Source organism: Skermania sp. ID1734 (genome assembly GCF_007489285.1).
GTDB lineage: Bacteria > Actinomycetota > Actinomycetes > Mycobacteriales > Mycobacteriaceae > ID1734.
Genome location: NZ_VLIY01000021.1, coordinates 11,547 through 33,133, shown reverse-complemented (window position 1 = coordinate 33,133; position 21,587 = coordinate 11,547). Strand labels below are relative to the sequence as shown.

Below are 21,587 nucleotides of genomic sequence, written 5' to 3'. Positions count from 1 at the left end.
TCGATCACCGACCGGCGCGCAGCTTTTCGGTGGCTTGGCGATCTATCGTCAGGCCTTCGGGGTCGTTGTGTGGATCACCCACGACCACTACGCCGTAGTCGCGAGCAGCACCGTCGATGCTGACGTATTCGTCGCGCACGTCGGCGAGTACGCGCTGCGGGTCGCGGGCGAACGGATCACCCCAGCCCCCACCGCCATTGGTCAGGCAACGAAGCACAGAGCCCGCCTTCGTCTTCCACACCGCCTCGCTGGCGAAGTAGTGGTAGCTGCCGTGCTCGGGGTCCAGCGCCTTGGTCTCGGGGTCGAGAACCCCCGCAACCGGGATGCTGTCGCGATAGACGCAGGGCGTCGTGGCGATCAGCCCGTTCCGTTCGGTGTCTGTCGGCGGGAAGATCCACATCGCCCCGTTGGGTCCGGCGTTGCCGCCGTCCGCGCCGACGCCACTGGGCACCTTCGTCCGGAACGGCGAGAGGTACTGGTTGGCATCGGTCAGCCACAAGGTGTCCTTGAGGTTGGCGGCTCCACCGCGGAAGGTTCCGGGTCCGCCGGTGTCGATGGCGTGTTCCTTGCGCAACATGACCACCGGTGAATCGTGCTCGATGGTTTCGGTGGCCGGGTCGAGATTGTTGAGGAAGAACAACACTGTGTAGCTGTCTCCATCACCGGCTTTTGTTGCGCCCCAAGGCCCGTGCTCGCCGCCGCATTGCGTGGCGCTGGTCCATGGCGTGCCGTCGGCCCGCACTCCTGAAGCGTTGTGCGTGTTGGTCGAACCGTAGTCACCGGCCACGCCTTTTTCGCCAAGCACGGGGTTGAGCGCGTCGAAGATCGCCGACACGACCGCCCCGGACGCTTCCCAGAACATCATGATTCCGCCATCTGGCGGCAGCGACGACACCAACGTGCCTGGGGGAGCGGCCAAGTCGATATTGCGCCATGTCCCTGACGTGAACGGTGTCTCCGGGTCCAGCAGCATGGTCAGCGCGACACCGACGGACGTTTTTGCGTCGAGCACGCCACAGTTGATGCACGTTCGAGCCTGCGGTGAGGTGCCGGAGAGATCCACCTCGATGTCGTTGCCGCGCTTGCGCAGCTTCACCCGCACCGTGTAGTCGATGGTGTCGTCGAGTCCGTCGGCGTCGATCAGCGCCGACCCCTCGTAGTCGCCGTCGGGAACGAGCGCGATCGCGTCCCGCATCCGCTCGGCGGAGGTGTCGCAGGCATAGGTCAGGGTGCCCAGATAGGCGTCGAGACCGTAGCGGTTGATGTTGTCGAGAACGAGCTGCTCACCGAGCTTGAGCTGCTGGTAGATGCTCTTGAAGTCGGGCAATAGCATTCCGCCCCAACGGGTGTTGTCGAAGATCAAGCTGAACGCCGATCGAACCGGCTTGTCGGCAGACCACAACAGCATCGGCGGAATGACCAGGCCGTTCTCGTAGACGTTGGCCTTCGTGGCGGAGAACCCGCCCGGCACCGTGCCGCCCATGTCGAGCTGGTGCGCACACATGTTCACGAACGAGACGATCTTGCCGTCGACGAATACGGGCCGGGTGAAGGCCACATCGTTGACATGGCGGCCACCGCGATAGGGGTCGTTACAGATGAGGATGTCGCCAGGACGTAGATTCTCCGCGCCGTATTCCTCGACTGCATTGCGAACCGCGTCACCCATCGTGCCGAGGAAAACGACCAGGCTGTTGCTCACCACGGCCATCGGGTAGCCCTGCTCTGGCGGTCCGCTCACCGTGCAGGCGAAGTCGTACCAGTCCCGGATGATCGGCGAGAACGCCTCGCGCATGAATCCGGCCGACATGTGTTCGACCGCGTAGTGCAGTCGATTGACGATGACCGATGCGGTGAACCGGTCACAGTGGTACCGATCGGTGAACTCGTCGTCGGAGATCTCGCGCAGGCGAGTGGTTTCAGTAGTCATTGCGTCACTTCTTCCGAATAATCATCTCGCCGTAGCGGCCGACGGTGGCGCTCTGCCCGGCGCCGATGTGGGTCGTGGACAGTCCTTCGTTGACGATTGCCGGACCATCCAACACGTCGCCCGCGCGCAGCGCGGAGCGGTCGTACACGTTCGCCACTTGCTCTCCCACACCATCGGATTCGATGTCGCCGAGGTAGCGCAGTACCGTGGTCCGGGCCGGTTCGAGGGGTTCGTCGCCACGTTCGGGAAGTTCTGGGTAGGTCACCTTCTCGGTGTCGAGAACGGCACGCACGCGGAACGTGACACCCTCGACCGGCATGACGTCGAATCGGTTGCCGGAACGGGCTTCATAGGTGTCGTGGAAATTCTGGATGATGGTTTCCAACGCGGCTTCGTCGATCGTGCCGTCGGGAATGGGCACGAACGGCGTGTCCCAGCTTTGTCCGGCCAGGTGCGCGTCCATGCTGCGCTGCAAGGTGATGCCGCTGCCGGTGTCGATCCGCTCCCGCAACTGCGCTTCCATGTCTGCGTAGAGGGCATCGATCTTCGGCGCCGCCGCCGGCGTCAGAATCATGTAGGCACTGCGGTTCACGGTGAAGACCTGGTCTGCCGAGAGCAGTCCCAGCGCGGAGAACAGTCCCGGATTCGGCGGCACGATCACCTGCTTGCAGTGCACCGTGTCGAGTACCGCTGGCAGCAGCATCGGGCCGGCGGCTCCGTAGGCCACGAGGCTGTAGTCTCGCGGGTCCACGCCGTTGCGGATCGCGACGTTGAAGACGCCCTCGGCCATGTTGTTGACCGCCATTTCGTAGGCGTACCGAACTCGCTGCGCCAGTGAGAATTCGGACTCGAGGTTCTCGAACGCCTGCTTTGACAGCTCCGGGTCGAGATGCAGCTCACCGCCGGCGAACTCGTCGGGGTTGATGATCCCGATCAGTAGGCAGGTATCGGTGGTTGTGGGCTGCGTTCCGCCCCGGCCGTAGCAGGCCGGGCCCGGATCGGAGCCCGCGCTGTCCGGTCCGACCTGGATTTCGCCGGCCAGCCCGATTGAGACGATGCTGCCGCCGCCGGCGCCGATGCTGGAGATGTCGTTGGCCAAGGCGTTCACGACGAGGTCGTGCTCGAGTTCGAACGTCGTATTCACGAAGGGCTCGCCTGCCGTCACCACACTGATGTCGATCGACGTGCCGCCGACGTCGGCGCAGAGCAGATCCTGCTCACCCAGCAACGCCCCGAAGTGGGCACACGCGATGGTGCCCGCGGCCGGTCCGGAAAAGACGATGCGGAAGGGGTGCTCCATCGCACGATTGGATGGGACGAGTGTGGCGGCGCAGTCGGCGAAGTTGAGCTGACCGTCGAACCGCAGATCGGTCAGGCCCTTCTCGAGCCGCGCGGTGTAGTCGGAGTAGATGATCTTCATCAATGTGTCGACCAGCGTGGTCGACGCGCGCGCGTATTCCTTGGCTAGTGGCGATACCTCGCTCGAGATCGAGCAAGGGATATCGCCGAGGATTTCGCGGGCGAGCTCACGCAAGCGCACCTCGTGCGCGTCGTTGATGTAGGCGTTGAGTAAGCAGATGGCGATGCCGGTGACCCCGCACTTGCGCAGAACCTCGAGTTCGGCGCGAGCCTGGGCTTCGTCCAGTTCGAACAGCACGCTACCGTCGGCGGTGATCCGCTCGCGGATGCCGCGGCGCAGGTAGCGCGGCACGAGCGGCCGGGAGGCGTCACCGAAGCTGCGTCGCCAGTGTGGGTTCAGCATGGCGTCCGCCGGTCTCCACACTCGCCCCATGTCGAGGATGTCGCGGTGACCCTCGGTGGTGAGGAAACCGACCTTGGGCAGTCGGCGGGTGATGACCGCATTCAGGCCGTGAGTGCTGGCGTGGTTGAACACTCGGGAGCCTTCGACGCCCAGGGTTTCCGCGCCCTGCAGCACGGACCCCGAAACATCTCGGTAGTCGGTGGAGACTTTCGCTGTGTGGATCGTGCCGTCGCGCCACGCGACGACGTCGGTAAAGGTGCCGCCGACATCGACTGCAAACATATTTCTTACCTCTCTAGATCATGTCCACGAGCAGCTGGATCGGCCCGAGCCGGTTCCACGGTGTGCGCTCAGTGGAAAGCAGGCAGTTCTGGCACTTGACCACTTCGAGCCAGCCGGTCTCTGCGATGACGGGGTAGCGGCGTAGCTCTTCCGCGCCGCAGCGCGGACAGCTGCCCTCGACCGGGGTGCGCTCGAGAACCAGCGAATCGCCGGAGTTTTCAGGTTCGGACATGCGACGTATCTCCCGTATGCAGCTCGTTGAAGGTTCGTATATAAAATTTAGGCTGAGTGAGAGCTAGATCACCATCCTCCGAGCGAAGCAGAAGCAGCCACTTTGCGAAGCCGCGCGGCGAAGCAAGATAGCGGTCTCAGATCAAATATGATATATTTCCGTGGTAGGAGGAGTTGTGATGCCGCATGAGACCGGTCCGAGACTGCTCAACGTACGCACGTCCGACCTGGACGCGGCACATGAAACTGTCTCGACGGCGTTCGCCCGCCACGACCTCACCGTTCGCAATGCCGAGAAGCTGGACTTTCGGCTCGACGTCGCCAGCTCGCCTCGGCTCACCGCCGGACGCATGTCCTACGGCGCGGAGGCGACCCTCATCGGACCGCCGATGCGGCGCTGCTACCACATCAACCTGTTGGCGGCCGGGCAGAGCACAGTGGAGCAAAACGGGGTTCGGCGCAGTTTCGAAGGAGGCAGCGCTGGGGTGGCCTTCGGCCCCAACGCTCCGGTGCTCGTCCAGTGGAGTGCCGATGCGTGGCAGTACCACCTCAAGCTGGCGAAGGATCAACTAGAGGCACATGCGGCCAGGCTGGTCGGTCAGCCGGTGGACGAGCTTCGCTTCGACCTGACGTTCGACCTGCGCAACGGTCGCGGCCAGGCACTCGTGGCCATGGCCGGCTTTCTCTACGCCGAACTCACCCGGGACGGCGGGATCTCCACAATCCCTGCTGCGCGCTCGGAACTGGAATCGGCCGTCATGACCCAGGTGCTCATGACAGTGCCCAGTCAGCTCACCGCGCTGCTCAACCGGACCCCGGCGCATAGCCGGCGCTCGAAGATCCGGGAGATCGTGCAATACATCGACGAGCACGCCGACGAGGAAGTAACCATCGCCGACCTCGTCGAGATGGCCGGTGTCAGCGCCCGCGCCCTGCAAACGGGATTCCGTGACGTGGTCGGCGTGTCACCGGTTGCGTATCTGCGCAATGTCCGTCTGGATCGCGTGCATCTGGAGTTATCCTCGGGCGCAGCCAGCGCGGTCACAGATGTGGCCGCGCGATGGAACTTCTTCCATCCCAGTAGGTTCGCGCACCAGTATCGGGAACGTTTCGGGATCCTGCCTTCCGAGACGCTGCACCAGGCGCGGCCGTGACCCGGCTCGAACTTGCTGGTGCACAGGGGCTGCGGCTGGTCGCTGATCGCTGGTTGCCCGCGTCCCACCGGCGCGGAACGGTAGTGCTGCTCCACGGCGGCGGCCAAACCAGACATTCCTGGGCGCGCACCGCGAAGCAGCTTGCCGACGAGGGTTGGTTGAGCATCACTGTGGACGCCCGTGGACACGGTGAGAGCGAGTGGTCACCGAGCGGTGACTATGCACTCGACCATTTTGTGGCCGACCTCTATGCGCTCATCGACACGCTCGACGATCGACCGGTGCTTGTCGGTGCGTCGCTGGGCGGTCGCGTCGCGCTGGTTGCCGAGGGAGAGCGCCGAGGAGTCTGCGCTGGCCTGGTGCTGGTCGATATCGCCCCGCGAGTCAATCGGGACGGGCAAAAACGAGTGCAGGCCTTCCTTGGTGGCGCGCCACAAGGCTTCGCATCGCCCGACGAGGCCGCCGCCGCGATCGATGCCTTTCAACCGAATCGGCGTGGTCCACGAAACCTGCAGGGGCTTCGAAAGAACCTGCGTCAGCGCACCGACGGCCGTTGGTATTGGCATTGGGACCCAAAGTTTCTCCAGTTCGGTGCGGATCCTGACCGCAATTCGCCGGTCGATCGGCTCAATCGGGCGGCGGCGTGCATCACCGTGCCCACCATGCTGGTTCGCGGACGAGAGTCCGACCTGGTAAGCGCCGAGAGTGCACGTGAACTGCTGCAGCTCATTCCGACAGCAGAGCTGGTCGAGGTCGACGCCGGGCACATGGTCACCGGCGACGACAACGCTGTATTCACCGCGCACCTCGGCAAATTCCTGGAGCGGGTGAGAAGGCCGTAAAAGGTGGAGTGGGACTGGCTGGAGGGCCAATGGAGTTCAAAGACATGCTGGAACAGCGGTGGAGTTGCCGGGCATACCTACCGGACGAGGTGCCGGGCAGTGTAATCAGCGAAATGTTCGACACCGCTCAGCGCACCGCGTCGTGGTGCAACACGCAGCCTTGGCATGCACATGTCATCAGCGCTCCGGCGATCAAACGTTTCAGCGATATGTTGCTCGAGCACGCGCGTGGCGGCGAGCAGAGTTCGGACTTCGAGATGCCGCGCGAATATCGAGGCGTGTACCAACAGCGTCGACGCGAAACCGGCTACGCGCTGTACAACAGCCTGGGCATACAGCGAGAGGATCGAGCCGCTCGCTTGGAACAGTCGCTGAAGAATTTCGAGTTCTTCGGCGCTCCGCATGTGGCCGTAATTACCACCGATCGCGAACAGGGCGTTTACGGAGCGGTGGACTGCGGCGGTTACGTGGCCAATCTTCTCCTCGCTGCGCAATCGCTCGGCGTGGCCACCGTGCCGCAAGCCGCAATTGCCATGTACTCCAACCAGGTTCGGGAGTTCCTGAAACTGCCGGAGGACCGCCTCGTGGTGTGCGCGGTCTCGTTCGGATATGCCGACAACGACCATCCGGCAAACCAATTCAGAACCAGGCGCGCCGCTGTATCCGACGCTGTCACGATGGTGACCGCGGGTTGATCTGAGTCTGCTCGACGAATGCGAGCACGAGAAGTACGCCGGCCACGACCCCGACGCCGACCAGTGGGCCGGTGGACGAGAGCAACGGCGAGATCGCCAGCAGCACAACAATCGCTACCAATCGGGGTATCAACCAAACTCCGCACGCGCGCGCCGCCGTGGCCATGGTGCCGGCAAGAAACAGCGCGATGCCGCCACCAAGGGCCCAGCCGCCGACGGACCCCAGGGGTCGACGACCTGATGGCTGCCTAGGTGCGACATGGCCGTCTCCACTCCCAGAGCCGCGACAATGATGCCCGCGATGATCGGAAAATGAAATAGGTGAAAACGTCGATCGCCAGTTTCATGCGCCGTATACCGCTGCACATGGAATCGCCGCGAGAAGACCCTTCGGGCTGTCGGGTCGAGAGTGGTGCTTACCGTGGCCTGACGAAGACGCCGGTGGCACCGTCGGAAAACGTCACGCCGGTATCGACCGGAGCCAGACCGGAGGGTGCGAGCGCGCCGCCCGGCATCACCCGATAGCTGAAGATCTGGGCCGTGCCGGAGGTTGCCAACGTGTCGATGGCATAGAGCCACTGCGCGTCCGGACTCAGCACTACCCGTCCGGGCATGTGACCGAATGGGCTGGGCATGTTGGCGCCGGGCAGGGGAGCGAGTGTGCCGTTGTCGAGGATTGTGTATCCGCCGACGCCCAGACCCGTGGACTGCGGGAAATACATATACCGTCCGTCGGGTGTGATCGCCATGCCGTGCGGAGTGCCCATGGTGGGAAAGCGCCCGATCGGAGTTAGCGCGCCGCCGGCGTCGATTCGGTAGGCGGAGATGTCGTTGCTGCCCTCGTTGGTGATGTAGAGGAACTTTCCGTTCGGCGTCACCGACGGAAGTGCGGGCCGATCGCCGGTGGGGACTTGCGGTCCGGCCGGGCTCAACCGCCCGTCGGAACCGATCGCGAACGAATCCATCGTCGCACCGATAAAGCTTGGGGCAAACAGGAATCGGCCGTCCGGTGAAACCGTCGGAATCGACAGTCCGCTCGTGGCGCCGGGAATGGGCACTGACCCAACGAAGCTCAGTGCACCTGAAGGCGCGATGGCATAGGTTTGCACCTCGTTGGTGATCGACCCGACAGTAGCGAAGAGCCACTTGCCATTCGGGCTCACGACCGCACCGACTATCGGACGGCCCGGGGCGAGTCGCGCGCCTTGGATCGGCTGCAGCGTTCCATCGCCGCCAAGGTGAAAGCCCTGCAGAGTTCCCGAAATCGTGTGCGCTACATAGGCGTAGCATCCGTTCGGTGTGACGGCGATTGCGAGCGTACCGGTGCCGGTGGGCACCGTCGGGCCCACGCTCGTCAGCATGCCGCCCGAGTCGCGCAGCACCGAAATATTCGATGAGCCCGTGCCACCGACGAGCAGATAACTCGGCGCGATCTGTTCGTTCACTGGCGCCGCGCCTGCCGGGCCAATGACCACACCACCCGCGGCAATTCCGAGGATCAGTCCGACCCTCGGCGCCCATATCCGCAATTCGTGCCAGATCGACTGGATCTTTCCGGTCGCAGGTGAATTCCGAGCACTCAAAGCAACCTCCTTGGTCTGTCGTTTCAGTCAGTGATGCGAATGACGTTAAGCCGGATCTGGGGCGCGAAAGTGTCCAAGAAACTGGACAGTTTTCGCCGGCCATCGGCTTTAACTTGCTTGCAGGCGGCCCGACTTCGATTCGAACAACACCCAACCCGAAAGGTTCGCATCATGAGCGAGTTACTCGACCTCGTCCATACTCACTACACCGGCCTGGAATCCGGCGATCTCGAGCTGGCTGCCAGCCCGTTCGCCGACGATGTCGCGTCCGAATTTCCCTCCGGCCCGCTGGCGGGCATCGACGCCCTTCGTGGCCTGATCCAGGCCTTCATCACAGCCTTCCCGGACATGAAGCTGACCCGGCGAAACATATGGCTGGACGGCGATACCGCGGTCGCCGAAGTAACCTTCTCCGGCACCCAGACCGGTCCACTGGCCACCCCACAGGGTGAAGTGCCACCGTCCGGCCGCCCGGTGACTTTTCCGTTGATCGACATCTTCACCATGCGCAGCGGCAAGGTTGTCGAGCACCGAGGCTACTGGGACAACGTCAGCTTCCTGACCCAGTTGGGTTTGCTGCCCGCCCCTGCAGAAAGTTGAGTCTGAGCCTGGGACAGTGCTGTCCCAGGCCAATTCTCGCCCCTGTTGTGATCAGTCGAAAGGGGACAGTCTGGATTTCATCCGGTCGGCAACGCCGCCGCGATCAAAGGCCAAATGAAACCTTCAAGAGTGGCATGGGCCTTACAGACAAACAATAGCCAACGACGGGGACGAAAGATCATGGCAGACAACATCTCAACTGTGGCGGTCAAGGGCTGGGCCTGGGATATCGCAACGGACATTTATTTCCCACCGGACTTCGACGAATCGAAGGCGTATCCCACGATCGTTTCCGGCCACCCGACGGGCAGTTGCAAAGCGCAGACCTCGGGCAATGTCTACGGTTCGGCGCTGGCCGAGGCGGGTTTCGTGGTGGCGGCCTTCGACGCGAGCTTCCAGGGCGACAGCGGCGGTCATCCACGGTCGGTCGAGGATCCCGGCTTCCGGACCAGCGACTTCAGCTTCGTAATCGACCATCTCGTCACCCTGCCCTATGTGGACGCGGACAATATCGGCGTCCTCGCGATCTGCGGCGGCGCGGGCTACGGGGTGGCGGCCACCAAGATCGACCGCCGGATCAAAGCGCTGGGCACCGTCGTCGGGAGCAACGTCGGTCGGCTGATGCGCGAAGGCTTCTCGGAGTACGACCCGATGGGCATGCTCGAGGCCATCGCCGCTCAGCGCACCGCGGAGGCTCGCGGGCAGGCCGAGGTGATCAACGATCTGCTGCCTCCCTCGGTCGAGGCGGCGAAGCAGGCGGGTGTCACCGACATCGACATCGTCGAGGCCACGGATTACTACAAGACCGATCGCGGCCAGGCGCCCGGCGGTAAGACGAGCTTCAACTTCGCTCGCCAAGCTGCGCTGGTTGATTGGGACGCCTTCGACCGTGTCGAGGTATTTTTGACCCAGCCGCTGTGCATCGTCATCGGCGACAAGGTCGGTGCGTTCGCCTCGCAGCGGCTGAGCATGGAACTGTACGGCCGCGCCGCTTCCAGGGACAAGCAACTCGTTGTGGTCGAGGGCGCATCCCACTACGACCTGTACGACAAGCCCGGCCCGACCGGTGTCGCACTGGAAAGCCTGGTGCCGTTCTACCGCAAGCACCTGGGCTGATCGCTCGACACGTTCGGAAGCGAGGGCCACCGAAACCACCGGTGGCCCTCGCTTTCTCGGACCGCGGCCATTGGTGCGCGAATCAGCCGGGTTGCGGCACCAGCGTCATCGTCCGCCCATCCGCGACGGTCGTGCCGGTGTAGATGGATGTGGACTCGTCACGCATGAGCGTGCCATCACGGCCAATGGCGAAGCGGCGCAACAACTCCTCTCCAGCGCGAAGCGGGTCCGTACCGAGTACCCACAGCGCTCTCCCGCTCGGCGACATCACCGACGATTCGGTGAACACGCCCATCTTGTCGGGAGCGAATTCGACGTTCGGAAGCGACAGCAGAGCGCCGTTCGGTTCGATGGCGTAGGCGCTGATGAATGTTGAGCCAGTGTTCGGCACGTACAGATAGCGGCCATCCGGGGTGATGCTCGCAACGTGCGGCATAATGCCCGCCTTGAACGGTGATCCGGCGACTTCGGTCAGTGTGCCGTCTGCGGAACGGTTGAAAGCCTGCACGGTGCCACTGAGTTCGTTGGTGAAGAACAGATGGCGCCCGTCCGGGGTCAGCGTGGGGAACAGCGGATTGATGCCGCCGGCGACTCGCTGTTTCGCCGCCGAAAGTGTGCCGTCAGCGTGGATGTCGAATACCAGCAACTGTCGGTCGGGCACGCTCGCCACGTACAGGTTGCGGCCGTCTGGTGACACCGCGGCGCTGGCAATGCCGTCACCGACAGTGCCGAGCGGTGTCACGGGACCGTTGTGGACCGGAACTCCATTGCCGCCGAATCGAACCGGCACAACTGCCCCGTTCATCAACCCAACGATCACATAGGCGTCGCGGCCGTTCGGGGCGAAGGTGATGTCGATCGGTATGTCGGGCAAGGGGAGAGGGGTACCTGCGGGGCTCAACGCACCATCGGCTCCGATGGCGTAGGGAATCAATCTGGGGTTGACGGTCGGCGCGACATAAAGGAAACGTCCGTCGCGCGACGCGGCTTCGGGCCAGTTAGGCAACCCGGAAGAAGCGCGCCCGGCGATCGCGGTGGGATTGCCCGTGTCGGAAGCGTTGTAGCCCGCAATGCCATCGCTGAGATACCCGTGCACATAAATGCGATAGTGGGCGGTGTCGGCCGCCGCGGGCTCGGCCGCCATCAAACCGGGGAGAACGGCGGCTGCCACGGCAATCAGCCACCGCGCAGGTTTGCGCGTCCGGGTGGCCATCACGGTCGGGAGAGGCTCGATGGAATCGAAGCCGGTCTTTGTATTGAATGACATGTCACGACGTTATGGGGGCTGCGAATGCAAAAACTGTCCAGATATCTGCACACTCCGCCGGCCCACAATTGATGAACCACATGCCCACCCGCCCGACAGTTGTACAGGTTCAGGAATGCCGGGACGTCGTCGAGGAAGCACCGATTGGAGTACTACGCCAAACGGTGACGTACACGTGCCCGCCGAACCAGTTGTGCGGTAGGGGCAATACGCTCGCGGTTCATATCGGCCGGTCAGATCGCCTGCCGTCAACTGTCATCGACAGGGTCAGCTTCTTCCACTCCGCGCCCGTCCGCGAGTGATCAGGTTGCGGACAGCAGATACATTGTGCGGCAACCACAGTGCTTGAATGGGCACTAGCGGGGGATCTTTGAGTTCGATGACGTTGACGCGTCCACCGAGCGTCGCGCCGGGCGGGGCGGTGACGAAGGCAATGTTGTCGCTGTCCACGACGGCGGTGACCGGCGGAGTCCCCTGGACACGGTTGACGACTATGTCCGGTTCGAATCCTCTTCGGCGACACGTGCTCACGATGAAGTCCGTGTAGAAGGACGACCCAGGCGGCGCCCACACCACCATCTTCTCGTCGCGCAGCTCACCGATGTCGATGCGTTTTCGGTGTGCCAGGCGGTGGCGCACGCTAACGGCCAGTCGCAGTGGGTGATAGGCGATTACGGCCGCCGATAGGTCTGGCGGGGTGACGACACCGCGCCGCAGCGCCAGATCGATGGTGCCCTCGTACAGCGCGGTGCTCAACGCGTCGGGAAAAAGTTGCTGGGCAGTGAAAGACACGTCGGGACGGGCCCGGCAGGCTGGTTCGATTAGATCGAAGACTTCCTCGGCCGTGATCGCGGGCGTGTGTCCGATGACGAATGGGCGCGGGTGGTGGGCTGCCGCGTCGCGGGTCTGCCGTTCCAGCGCCTGTGCGGCCGCGAGCAGCGTGCGCGCGCCTTGCGCGAGGACTTCTCCGGCGGCGGTGAGGGTGACGTGGCGTGCGGATCGATCGAAAAGCGTGACCCCAAGGTGGCGTTCCAGCTGGCGTACCGACGTGCTCAGCGCTTGCTGACTGATGTGCAGTTGCGCAGCTGCGTTGCTGAACCCGGAATGCTCAGCAACGCTGAGGAATTGACCGAGCCGGTGCAGGTCGAGCGGGCGCGAGGCGGAGGCTGGTCGGGTACGAGGCACAAGCCCATCTTACGTCCGGCACCTACAAACATTCTTTGTAGCTTGATCGGATAATGCTGTTTCCCAATTGTCGGAAAGCCGCCTAGCGTCGGAGGTGGCAGTAATAGCGACACAATCCGGGAGAGGCGAAGTGACACGGAAGTTCGAGGGAAAGTCAGCGGTCGTGGCGGCGGGAGCCAAGAACCTCGGCGGGCTGATCAGCAGGAGGCTGGCCGAGCGCGGGGCGAATGTGGCGGTGCACTACAACAGTGACGCGACCGAGGAGGCAGCCGACGAAACCGTCGAGGCGGTGGAGGCGGCTGGGGTGAAGGCGATCAAAATCCAGGCCGACCTGACCGTGCCAGGCAATGTCGAGAGGCTGTTCGACGCTGCCGTCGACGCGTTCGGGGGAGTGGACCTCGCCGTCAACACGGTCGGCAAAGTCTTGCGCAAACCGGTCATAGAGACCACCGAGGCCGATTACGACGCGATGTTCGACATCAACGCAAAGGCGGCGTACTTCTTCTTGAAGGAGGCCGGCAAACACTTGAACGACAACGGCAAAATCGTCACTATCCTGACGTCGTTGTTGGCGGCCTTTACGGACGGTTACTCAACGTATGCCGGCGCGAAAAGCCCGGTCGAACACTTCACTCGCGCGGCCGCAAAAGAATTTGCCTCACGCGGAATCTCCGTGAACAACGTGGCCCCCGGCCCCATGGACACGCCCTTCTTCTATCCAGAAGAAACACCCGAACGCGTCGAGTTCCACAAGTCGCAAGCCATGGGTAATCAGCTGACCAAGATCGACGACATCGCGCCCGTGGTCGAATTCCTCGTTGGTGACGGCTGGTGGATTACCGGACAAACCATTTTCGCCAACGGTGGTTACACCACCCGCTGACTCGCAATGGAGTACGAACAATGACACAGCTGTTGCCTGCGCCGGTTCAGGCCGTCATCGACGCAACCAACCGCGGCGATGTCGACGCGTTTCTCGATGCCTTCACCGACGACGGCGTCGTTGACGACTGGGGACGGGAATTCACCGGACGCACAGAGATTCGCGGGTGGAGCGATCGGGAATACGTCGGCAAACAAGTCAGCCTGCAGGTCGACCGGGTCGAGGTTGTAGGCGGCGAAACGATCGTCGGTGCAACCGTCGGTGGCAATGGATTCAACGGTCCCAGTACCTTCACCTTCGCCACCACCGAAGACAGAGTCACCCGCATGACCATCCGAGAGTAAACGAGATTTCGACGCATTCCGGCGGGTAGGGACCCCGTTGCGTGCGGCCGGCATTTCGCTGATTCACCTCGGTAGACAACGAGTTTCGCGTTAAAGTTGTGCGTGCAAAGCGCGACGGACTGTCGCGGGGTGCCTCGGACATGACCCCCGAGCAACCGGTGACGACCGGTGCGGCCGAGGTGGCCGGCGCTGCTGGCGGTCGTCGGTCGCACAGCTGGGCGCCAGTGTCTGTGCTGGTGCTCGTGGTAACCGTGATCGCATTGACCTATGTCGCTACGATTCTGGCGTACTGGTCGATGCCGGGAACTGGAATCATCTACCAGGATTCAGTTGCCGGCAGCAGCGCTCGAGCCCATGTCGATCTTGAACGCATCGATGAGGTCAACAACAAGATCACTGCCAGGATATGGCTGAGCGGCGCCCGCTCCTTCACCGATCCAATGACCGGTCGACTGACTGGTGACATCGAGATTTTGTTCTATCCCGCGTTGGATGCCGGTCCGGTACTACTGCATCAGGGGCATCTACCCACCCAGTCGGCGGAAACGACGCTGCCCGTCTCCGGCGACCATCTCGTATGGCCGTTCGACCACTATGCCAGCGGAGCCCTGATCGCGGCCGTGCGTCCTATGGGTGCCAACCCAGGGCCGCCCCTACGTGTCGGGGTAGAAGTGTTCGATGAGCTGCACGGCTGGGACGTGCACACCGGTGACGTTCAGCGTCCAACGCCGGCGTTGGCTGCACCGGGCTTGGTCGTCGAAAGGTCCTTCGGCGCCCTCATTTTCGCAATTCTGTTGACTGCGATGATCGCTGTGCTGCCGGTGTTGGGGTTGTTCGTGGCCGTCCAGACCGCTCGCTCCCGCCGCATCTTCTACCCACCGATGACCACATGGTTCGCCGCGCTGCTGTTTGCGATCATCCCGTTGCGCACCGTGCTACCCGGCGCCCCTGAACCCGGAGCCTGGATCGATGTGACCGTCGTGTTGTGGGCGATCGTCGGCCTGGTGACCGCGATGGTCATCTACGTCTACGCCTGGTGGTCCGCGCCCTGACGATGGCGTGCTGGTCTGGATGCAGCGGGCCATGACGAGTTCGCCGGCGAGTGAACTGACTGTCACGCTGGCGGCTGTGCGTCCCCTCAGGCTGCGCTGGCGACTTAACGCAGACTCGACACGGTGGGCGTGCGAAGGCGGCGCGGTAAGGTTCAGCGGAACTCGCTGGGACCCGGATGGGCCAGCGGTCGGACTCGAGGAGATGACGGGTGAAGCTGGTCGGAGTAGTTGGTGGCGGCACCATGGGTGCCGGAATCGCGGAGGTATGCGCCAAGGCTGGGAGCGATGTCCTGGTCCTCGAGACGAAGCAGGAGTTCGCCGACGCCGCGACGAAACGGGTGACGACGTCGATCTCACGTGGGGTCGCCAAGGGCAAGATCAGCCAGGACGACGCCGACGCCGCGATCGCCCGCGTCCGCGTCACTCTCGACATCGACGAGTTCGCCGATCGCGATCTCGTCGTCGAAGCCGCCCCCGAAATCGAGTCGTTGAAGTTCGAGATCTTCGGCAAGCTCGACACCATCGTGAAGCCGTCGGGCATTCTTGCCACGAACACCTCGTCGATCCCGGTCATCAAGGTTGCGACCGCCACCAAGCGTCCCGAGCAGGTGCTCGGAATGCATTTCTTCAACCCAGTTCCGTTGATGCCCTTGGTCGAGATCATCTCGACGCTCGTGACGTCGCCGGAAACCGCTGCGGCCGTGACGGATTACGCGAAGAACACACTCGGTAAGACCACCGTGCAGGCCGGTGACCGCTCGGGCTTCATCGTCAACGCGTTGCTCATTCCGTATCTGTGCCAAGCGATCAAGATGCTCGACTCCGGATACGCCACGGCCGAGGACATCGACGCGGCGATGAAGGGCGGTTGCGGCTACCCGATGGGTCCGCTGACGCTCGTCGACACCATCGGCCTCGACATCACCCTCGCCGCGGCCGAATCGCTGTACGCCGAGTTCGCCGAACCACATCTCGCTCCGCCCGCGCTGCTGCGCCGAATGGTGGAGTCCGGTCGGCTGGGTCGAAAAGTGGGTCGGGGCTTCTACAAGTACGACTAGCGCCTATCTGCCGATAGCTTGGGCCATTCGGCGGCGCAGGCGAGGACGAGCCGGACATGATGGGTAAGGCGAGTAACTCAATTCAGCAGACCGCCGGCGTGGGCGGCCGCGACGGATTCGGTTCGATTGGTGACCCCGAGCGTCGCGTAGATTTTCTTCAGATACCACTTGACGGTGTTGACGGTCAGTGACAGCCGCTCGGCGATGTCCTGATTGGTCAGTCCGGCCGCCAGTAGTCGCAGGACGTCGATCTCGCGTGCGGACAGCTCGCGCAATTCGGGGCTTAGCGTGCGAGCGGTCGCGCCAGAGGACTCGGCGGCACCCGCGGCGATCAGCTCGGCCAGATAGTCCGGCGGCACTTGCTCGGCGTCCACGGGCCATCGTCCAGCGCGGGTCGCGTCGCTGATGTTGCCGAGCACCGGGAGCAATCCGGGACCGGCGTCGAGCACGCTGCGCCGCAGCCGGGCCCGCGACGCGGCACACAATGCCACGCCCAGCGCACGCATCGCCTGGTGGGGCCGGCCGGCCTCCTGGTAGGCCACCGCCAGCTGCGCTCGAGCCGTCACGGCCGCCCGTAACTGTCCGAGCCTGGTCAACTCGTCGACCAAACGGGTGAGGTGGCCGATCGCGGCCGCATGGTCTCCCTCGGCAGATAGCACCATGGCCTCCGACGACTTGCGGGTATGCATGATCGTCGCCGCCACCCCGCCGCGCCCACCCGCACCGCTCGGCAGTGCATCCGCAGCACGGCGGGCGTCTCGGATCTGACCCGCTTGCAGCAGAATCCGCACCCGCTCGGCGCCTATCCGCGATGCGAGCCGCGGCAGGTGCAGCCGGTCGGCTACCGCAGCGCCCTCGCTCAGCAGGTCGAGGGCTCCCACTCGATCGCCTGCCAGCGCCCTGATCCGGGCGAGCGTGCCATAACTTGCCTGCATGAATTCGACGACGCCGCTCTCAGCACCGAGTTCCTGGCTTTCCTCCAGCAACATTGCGGCTCCGTCCAGGTCATTGCGCTCGTAGCGCAGGTCGCCGAGCAGAGCGCCGGCCAGCTGAGCTGCGTGCGAATGCGGGCCGGCCAGATCCCGAGCGAGGTCGACCGCCGTGTTGAAGTATCGCTCGGCGGCATCGAGATCCAGCGCGGCGAACGCCGCAATGCCCGAGAAGCATTGCCCGTAGACACCGACGAACGGGCCTCGACTACGGTATTGGTACGGGCGCGCCCACCGCTGCCGAGTGAGCGCGGCTGCGAAGCGGGAGTTCTGGATATCGACGAAGGAGTCGATATTGGCCGCGACGGCGACGACGAACGGCTGCCCATCCTCAGCCTGTTCCAGAGCGGGACCGACGAGCGCGGACGCGCGGTCGAGACGGTCACCGTATACGTCGATGCATGCCTGGACCACGTCTGCTTCGCACTGTGTATCTGCGTTGATCGCCGCGTCGACCGGAGTCCGCGCCAGGAATTCCCGTAAGCGATCGAGACTGTGTTGCGCGGGATTTGGCCGTTGCAGCAGGCAGTTCGCCCACGCGATCGCTGTCAGCAGGGTCGGTTGATCGCCCACCGATTCGACGGGGAGCAGTCCGACGAGGCCGAGAAGGTCGACCATCCGGCTGTGCTCGACGAGCACCATGGCCTCCCGCTCCACCAGGTCGACAGCGTGCTCGACGTCCCCAGCTGCGCAGTAATGGACAACCGCTTCCTTGATCATCCCGTGGCGGGCGAACCATTGTGCGGCAACGGTGTTGAGCCGCTGTATCCGATCGGGATCATCTCGCTCGAGGCGTCGGCGGAGGTAGTCGGCGAAGAGATGGTGGTAGCGGAACCACTCTCCGTCCTCGTCGAGCCGCAGCAGAAATAGGTCGCGTTCTTCGACCCGTTCGAGCATCAGTTGGCCGCGCCGGTTTCCGGCGAGACTGGCCGCGAGATCGCCGTTGAGGCGTTCGGGCACGCAGGTGGCGAGCAGGAAGTCGAGGATGTCCGGTTCCAGCGTGTCGAGAACGTTCTCGGCGAGGAACTCAGCAATCGTATGGTGGCGCCCCGACATCGTCCTGACGAATTCGGCGGGATCGCGGCGACCGCGCAGTGACAGCGCGGCGAGTTGCAAGGCTGCGACCCACCCGTCGGTGGTGTCGGTGAGTTCTGCGACGGAATCGGATTCGAGGGACAGACCGCCCAGGTCGACGAGCAGGGACCGGGATTCGCTCGTGTCGAAACGTAGTGCGGCGGCATCGATCTCGATCAGGTCGCCGCGGATGCGCAAGGCGCTCAACGGTAAACCGGCTTGCGTCCGGCTGGTCACGACGATCTGCAAGTTGTGCGAGCTGTTCTCTATCAGAAAGCCCAGCGCAGCAATTGTTTCCGGCGAGGTCACGCGATGCCAATCGTCGATGATGAGGGCGAACCGGCGGCCGTGCTCGTCGATGTCATTGATCAGCGTGGTGAGCACGTATCGCTCGGCATCGCCACCGTGGTCCTCGAGGACCTGCCCCAGCTCCGCGGCGAGTGCGGGTTGGACCCGGCGGATCGCCTCGATCAGATGCATGAGGAACCACACGACCGCGTTGTCGTCGGTGTCCACCGACAGCCACGCGATCGCCGCGTCCTCTTGGGCGAGCGCCTCGCACCACTGAGCGGCCAGCGTGCTCTTGCCGTAGCCGGCGGGGGCGTGGATCACGGTCAGCCGCGCTCGTCCGCCGGCGCGGAGGTCCGCGAGCAGGCGTGTCCGCGGGACGAGGGTCTTGGACGCCACCGGTGGCCGGAATCGTGTCTGCGGCATGGGCGGTGGCGGAGTGCGCCGCCTCAGGTGCGGGTCCGGTGGCGATGTCATGGGCACCTCATAGCAACAGTTCTACTACCCGCCTCCATGTCGAGAAGCCACCCGTTCGGGTGGGGGTGGGCCTGCATCCCCGACATACGTTGTGACCCACACCACGGCACACCTTTCGAGTAGGGAGATTTTCAATGACGAATTCGCACGAGGTCGACGCCGTCGTCGTCGGTGCCGGCTTTTCCGGTTTGTACACCTTGCGGCAGCTGCGCGAGTTGGGCCTGTCGGCCCGCGCATTCGAGGCGGGATCCGATGTCGGCGGAACCTGGTACTGGAATCGATACCCGGGGGCTAGGTCGGACTCTGACAGCACGGTGTACAGCTTCTCCGACTACTTCAACTCCGACCTGCTGTACGAGTGGACCTGGAGTGAGCGCTACCCGTCGCAGCCGGAGATCCGCGGCTACCTGGGTTGGGTGGCCGACCGCGAGGACCTGCGCAAATACATAACCTTCTCGACCAAGGTGGTCGGCGCAGAGTTCGACGCGACGACGAACCGCTGGACCATCACCACCGACGGCGGGGAAACCGTATCCGCCCGCTACTTCATCCCCGCTGTCGGCGTGCTGAGCAAGCCGAACATGCCGGATATCGCTGGCCTCGAAACCTTCGGTGGCCAATGGTTCCACACCTCGCGGATGCCCGAAGACGAGGTGGACTACAGCGGCAAGCGCGTCGCGGTCATCGGCAACGGTGCGACCGCCGTGCAGATAATTCCAGTCGTGGCGCGCACCGCCGCGCATGTCCAGGAATTCTCCCGCAATCCCTACCATTGCCTGCCAGGCCGCAATCACGAACTCGACGAAGACGACTGGAAGGTGATTCACTCCAGCCACCTCGAGATCTTCGAGCAGGCCCGCAACAACTTCGGCGGCTTCCCCTACCCGGACATGGCGGGGGAGGGCGCGGCCATGACCGACGACGAGAAGCGCCTTGTCCTCGAGCGCATCTGGCGCAAGGGTGGCCTCACGCTCGCCTTCTCCACCTTCAGCGACGTCGCGCTCGACAAGGCGACCAACGACGTCGTCGTGGACTTTCTTCGCGAGAAGATCGCGGCGGTCGTCCGCGACCCCGAGCGGGCGGCGCGACTGACCGCGACTTCCCCCTTCGTCAGCAAGCGCCCGCCCATCGAGCACGGTTACTACGCAGCGTTCAACCGGGACAACGTGAGCATCGTCGACATGAAGGAGAACCCGATCGCCGAGGTGAACGAGACTGGCATTCGGATGGCCGACGGCACCCAGCACGACGTCGACATCATCTTGTTCGCCACCGGCTTCGACGCCTACACCGGTGCCCTGTTCGACATGAACATCCGCGGCATCGACGGTGTCAGTCTGGCCCAGCGGTGGGCTGACGGTCCAAGCACCTTCCTGGGCATGACGGTTCCAGGTTTCCCGAACATGTTCTTGCACTACTGCGGTCCGCAGAACCCGGCGATCCTGACCAACGGGCCGACGCTCATCGAGCAGCAGGGCAAGTGGATCAGCGACTTCCTCGCCCATATGCGCGACAACGGATACACCTACGTCGATGCCAGCCCGTCCGCGGAGGAGGGGTTCATGGAGATGCACAACACGATCGCCAACGCGACGCTGATTCCTGGCACCGCCTCGTGGTGGACCGGCACGAATGTGAACGGCAAGCCGAGCGGCCTGCTGTCGTGGTGCGGCGGCTTCCCTGAATACCGCCGGTTGTGCGACGAGGCCGTCGCCGACTACGCCCCATTCTCGTTCGCATAAACCAAATTCAATTTCCGAAGGAATCGAGGAAGACCATGACACTGACAACGACAGGCCAACTGGATCCGCAGGCCGCGGGCTGGCTGCAGAGCATCGCCGACGCCGGTGTTCCCCCGTTGAACGAGATGCCCGTAGCCGACGCGCGGGCCACATATCTCGCGGTCGTCGCGCAGTGCGGACTGCCGGCCGAAGAGGTCGTCGACATCGCGGATCGGACCGCCGAAGGACCGCACGGCGAGATCCCGGTCCGCATCTACACACCGAAGGGCAGCGGCGCGTTCGGCGTCCTGATCTACTTCCACGGCGGCGGCTGGGTCATCGGCGACCGCGAGGTCGTGCACGGGCCGTGCACCCTGTTGGCCAACCGGGCACACGCGGTGGTGGTGTCCGTCGATTACCGGATGGGGCCCGAGCACCCGTTCCCGGCAGCGGTGGATGACGCCATCGCGGCGACCCAGTGGGTCGCCGATCACGCGGCCGAATTGAACATCGATCCCGAACGCATCGCCGTCGCGGGCGACAGCGCGGGGGGTAATCTCGCCGCGGTCGTCGCCCTGAACGCGCGGGACAACGGCGGCCCTGCCCTTATCGGTCAGGTATTGCTCTACCCCGCAACAGATTTCACTCGCGACACGGTCTCGTCGCGGGAGAACGGCCAAGGCTACTTCCTCACCACTGAACTGATCGCCTGGTTCCAGGAGCACTACCAGGCCGATCCCACCGACTGGCGGGCGTCGCCGCTGCTGGCCGCAGACGTATCGGGACTGCCGTCCGCCTACATCATCACCGCTGAGTTCGATCCGCTGCGCGACGAGGGCGAAGCGTACGGCGAACGGCTGCGCGACGCCGGCGTCGACGTAGAGATCCACCGCTACGACGGCCAGATCCACGCCTTCGCAGCCAATCTCGCCGGCGTGATGGACCAGGGAAGGGCCGCGCTCGAGGCCGTCGGCGCGCACCTTCGAAAGCTCTACCGCCTCGGCTGGACGCCTCGGTTGTGGGAATGACCCCGCGGAATCCACGAGGAGAAAGG

19 protein-coding genes are annotated in these 21,587 nt (G+C 64.0%); 11 read left to right on the top strand and 8 right to left on the bottom strand.

Annotated elements, in window-relative coordinates; genetic code table 11:
• Window positions 1-4: 4 nt before the first annotated feature.
• The 3 genes from FOS14_RS21425 to FOS14_RS21415 are packed head-to-tail and all read right to left on the bottom strand — an operon-like array spanning window position 5 to window position 4,206.
• Window positions 5-1,930, bottom strand: coding sequence for a hydantoinase B/oxoprolinase family protein (locus FOS14_RS21425; RefSeq protein WP_143772895.1), 1,926 nt, complete (start codon window positions 1,928-1,930; stop codon window positions 5-7).
• Window positions 1,931-1,934: 4 nt separating this feature from the next.
• Window positions 1,935-3,974, bottom strand: a complete 2,040-nt coding sequence (locus tag FOS14_RS21420) for a hydantoinase/oxoprolinase family protein (RefSeq protein ID WP_143772894.1) — start codon at window positions 3,972-3,974, stop codon at window positions 1,935-1,937.
• 13 nt (window positions 3,975-3,987) lie between these two features.
• A complete protein-coding gene (locus FOS14_RS21415; protein WP_143772893.1) occupies window positions 3,988-4,206 on the bottom strand; it encodes a hypothetical protein in 219 nt (72 codons plus the stop codon).
• A gap of 178 nt (window positions 4,207-4,384) precedes the next feature.
• On the opposite strand from FOS14_RS21415, the gene FOS14_RS21410 reads away from it, so the two are divergent.
• The 3 genes from FOS14_RS21410 to FOS14_RS21400 are packed head-to-tail and all read left to right on the top strand — an operon-like array spanning window position 4,385 to window position 6,896.
• Complete coding sequence (locus tag FOS14_RS21410) at window positions 4,385-5,359, top strand: AraC family transcriptional regulator (protein ID WP_143772892.1); 975 nt, start codon at window positions 4,385-4,387, stop codon at window positions 5,357-5,359.
• Window positions 5,356-6,201 (top strand): alpha/beta fold hydrolase, encoded by an 846-nt coding sequence (locus tag FOS14_RS21405; RefSeq protein WP_143772891.1) that lies wholly within the window; start codon window positions 5,356-5,358, stop codon window positions 6,199-6,201. Before FOS14_RS21410 ends, FOS14_RS21405 begins: the two co-directional genes overlap by 4 nt.
• 29 nt (window positions 6,202-6,230) lie before the next feature.
• Window positions 6,231-6,896 carry a nitroreductase gene (locus FOS14_RS21400; RefSeq protein WP_143772890.1) on the top strand — a complete coding sequence of 222 codons (666 nt, stop codon included), beginning with the start codon at window positions 6,231-6,233 and terminating at the stop codon, window positions 6,894-6,896.
• On the opposite strand, the gene FOS14_RS24850 is transcribed toward FOS14_RS21400, so the two are convergent.
• Window positions 6,874-7,017: a hypothetical protein gene (locus tag FOS14_RS24850; protein ID WP_185981880.1), complete on the bottom strand. Its 144-nt coding sequence runs from the start codon at window positions 7,015-7,017 to the stop codon at window positions 6,874-6,876. The two genes, FOS14_RS21400 and FOS14_RS24850, sit on opposite strands and share 23 nt — an antisense overlap.
• Before the next feature lie 295 nt (window positions 7,018-7,312).
• Window positions 7,313-8,479, bottom strand: a complete 1,167-nt coding sequence (locus FOS14_RS21395; protein WP_143772889.1) for a beta-propeller fold lactonase family protein — start codon at window positions 8,477-8,479, stop codon at window positions 7,313-7,315.
• Between the two features lie 171 nt (window positions 8,480-8,650).
• Between FOS14_RS21395 and FOS14_RS21390 the strand changes: the two genes are divergently transcribed.
• Window positions 8,651-9,079: an ester cyclase gene (locus tag FOS14_RS21390; protein WP_185981879.1), complete on the top strand. Its 429-nt coding sequence runs from the start codon at window positions 8,651-8,653 to the stop codon at window positions 9,077-9,079.
• Between the two features lie 180 nt (window positions 9,080-9,259).
• Window positions 9,260-10,195 (top strand): alpha/beta hydrolase, encoded by a 936-nt coding sequence (locus FOS14_RS21385; RefSeq protein WP_143772887.1) that lies wholly within the window; start codon window positions 9,260-9,262, stop codon window positions 10,193-10,195.
• Window positions 10,196-10,277: 82 nt separating this feature from the next.
• Here FOS14_RS21385 and FOS14_RS21380 read toward each other — a convergent pair whose 3' ends face one another.
• Window positions 10,278-11,462, bottom strand: coding sequence for a beta-propeller fold lactonase family protein (locus FOS14_RS21380; RefSeq protein WP_143772886.1), 1,185 nt, complete (start codon window positions 11,460-11,462; stop codon window positions 10,278-10,280).
• Between the two features lie 267 nt (window positions 11,463-11,729).
• Window positions 11,730-12,647: a LysR substrate-binding domain-containing protein gene (locus FOS14_RS21375; RefSeq protein ID WP_143772885.1), complete on the bottom strand. Its 918-nt coding sequence runs from the start codon at window positions 12,645-12,647 to the stop codon at window positions 11,730-11,732.
• 130 nt (window positions 12,648-12,777) lie between these two features.
• Here FOS14_RS21375 and FOS14_RS21370 point away from each other — a divergent pair, with 130 nt between their 5' ends.
• The 4 genes from FOS14_RS21370 to FOS14_RS21355 all read left to right on the top strand — a co-directional run bounded on the left by FOS14_RS21370 (window position 12,778) and on the right by FOS14_RS21355 (window position 15,984).
• Window positions 12,778-13,530 (top strand): SDR family oxidoreductase, encoded by a 753-nt coding sequence (locus FOS14_RS21370; protein WP_143772884.1) that lies wholly within the window; start codon window positions 12,778-12,780, stop codon window positions 13,528-13,530.
• 20 nt (window positions 13,531-13,550) lie between these two features.
• Window positions 13,551-13,874 (top strand): nuclear transport factor 2 family protein, encoded by a 324-nt coding sequence (locus tag FOS14_RS21365; protein WP_143772883.1) that lies wholly within the window; start codon window positions 13,551-13,553, stop codon window positions 13,872-13,874.
• 140 nt (window positions 13,875-14,014) lie between these two features.
• Window positions 14,015-14,926, top strand: a complete 912-nt coding sequence (locus FOS14_RS21360; protein WP_143772882.1) for a DUF4436 family protein — start codon at window positions 14,015-14,017, stop codon at window positions 14,924-14,926.
• A 209-nt stretch (window positions 14,927-15,135) separates the two neighbouring features.
• Window positions 15,136-15,984, top strand: a complete 849-nt coding sequence (locus FOS14_RS21355; RefSeq protein WP_143772881.1) for a 3-hydroxybutyryl-CoA dehydrogenase — start codon at window positions 15,136-15,138, stop codon at window positions 15,982-15,984.
• Between the two features lie 77 nt (window positions 15,985-16,061).
• Here the strand turns inward: FOS14_RS21355 and FOS14_RS21350 are convergent, their stop codons facing one another.
• Window positions 16,062-18,812 carry a LuxR C-terminal-related transcriptional regulator gene (locus FOS14_RS21350; RefSeq protein ID WP_143772880.1) on the bottom strand — a complete coding sequence of 917 codons (2,751 nt, stop codon included), beginning with the start codon at window positions 18,810-18,812 and terminating at the stop codon, window positions 16,062-16,064.
• Between the two features lie 134 nt (window positions 18,813-18,946).
• On the opposite strand from FOS14_RS21350, the gene FOS14_RS21345 reads away from it, so the two are divergent.
• Together FOS14_RS21345 and FOS14_RS21340 are read left to right on the top strand one after the other, a co-directional pair.
• A complete protein-coding gene (locus FOS14_RS21345; RefSeq protein ID WP_143772879.1) occupies window positions 18,947-20,554 on the top strand; it encodes an NAD(P)/FAD-dependent oxidoreductase in 1,608 nt (535 codons plus the stop codon).
• Window positions 20,555-20,589: 35 nt separating this feature from the next.
• Window positions 20,590-21,561, top strand: coding sequence for an alpha/beta hydrolase (locus tag FOS14_RS21340; RefSeq protein WP_185981878.1), 972 nt, complete (start codon window positions 20,590-20,592; stop codon window positions 21,559-21,561).
• Window positions 21,562-21,587 lie beyond the last annotated feature (26 nt).

What these genes read in the sequence shown, in the direction of transcription:
- FOS14_RS21360 (WP_143772882.1), top strand. Translation starts at nt 14,015, where the DNA reads ATGACCCCCGAGCAACCGGTGACGACCGGTGCGGCCGAGGTGGCCGGC.
- FOS14_RS21410 (WP_143772892.1), top strand. Translation starts at nt 4,385, where the DNA reads ATGCCGCATGAGACCGGTCCGAGACTGCTCAACGTACGCACGTCCGAC.
- FOS14_RS21365 (WP_143772883.1), top strand. Translation starts at nt 13,551, where the DNA reads ATGACACAGCTGTTGCCTGCGCCGGTTCAGGCCGTCATCGACGCAACC.
- FOS14_RS21390 (WP_185981879.1), top strand. Translation starts at nt 8,651, where the DNA reads ATGAGCGAGTTACTCGACCTCGTCCATACTCACTACACCGGCCTGGAA.
- FOS14_RS21425 (WP_143772895.1), bottom strand. Translation starts at nt 1,930, where the DNA reads ATGACTACTGAAACCACTCGCCTGCGCGAGATCTCCGACGACGAGTTC.
- FOS14_RS21385 (WP_143772887.1), top strand. Translation starts at nt 9,260, where the DNA reads ATGGCAGACAACATCTCAACTGTGGCGGTCAAGGGCTGGGCCTGGGAT.
- FOS14_RS21350 (WP_143772880.1), bottom strand. Translation starts at nt 18,812, where the DNA reads ATGACATCGCCACCGGACCCGCACCTGAGGCGGCGCACTCCGCCACCG.
- FOS14_RS21420 (WP_143772894.1), bottom strand. Translation starts at nt 3,974, where the DNA reads ATGTTTGCAGTCGATGTCGGCGGCACCTTTACCGACGTCGTCGCGTGG.
- FOS14_RS21400 (WP_143772890.1), top strand. Translation starts at nt 6,231, where the DNA reads ATGGAGTTCAAAGACATGCTGGAACAGCGGTGGAGTTGCCGGGCATAC.
- FOS14_RS21345 (WP_143772879.1), top strand. Translation starts at nt 18,947, where the DNA reads ATGACGAATTCGCACGAGGTCGACGCCGTCGTCGTCGGTGCCGGCTTT.
- FOS14_RS21340 (WP_185981878.1), top strand. Translation starts at nt 20,590, where the DNA reads ATGACACTGACAACGACAGGCCAACTGGATCCGCAGGCCGCGGGCTGG.
- FOS14_RS21380 (WP_143772886.1), bottom strand. Translation starts at nt 11,462, where the DNA reads ATGTCATTCAATACAAAGACCGGCTTCGATTCCATCGAGCCTCTCCCG.
- FOS14_RS21415 (WP_143772893.1), bottom strand. Translation starts at nt 4,206, where the DNA reads ATGTCCGAACCTGAAAACTCCGGCGATTCGCTGGTTCTCGAGCGCACC.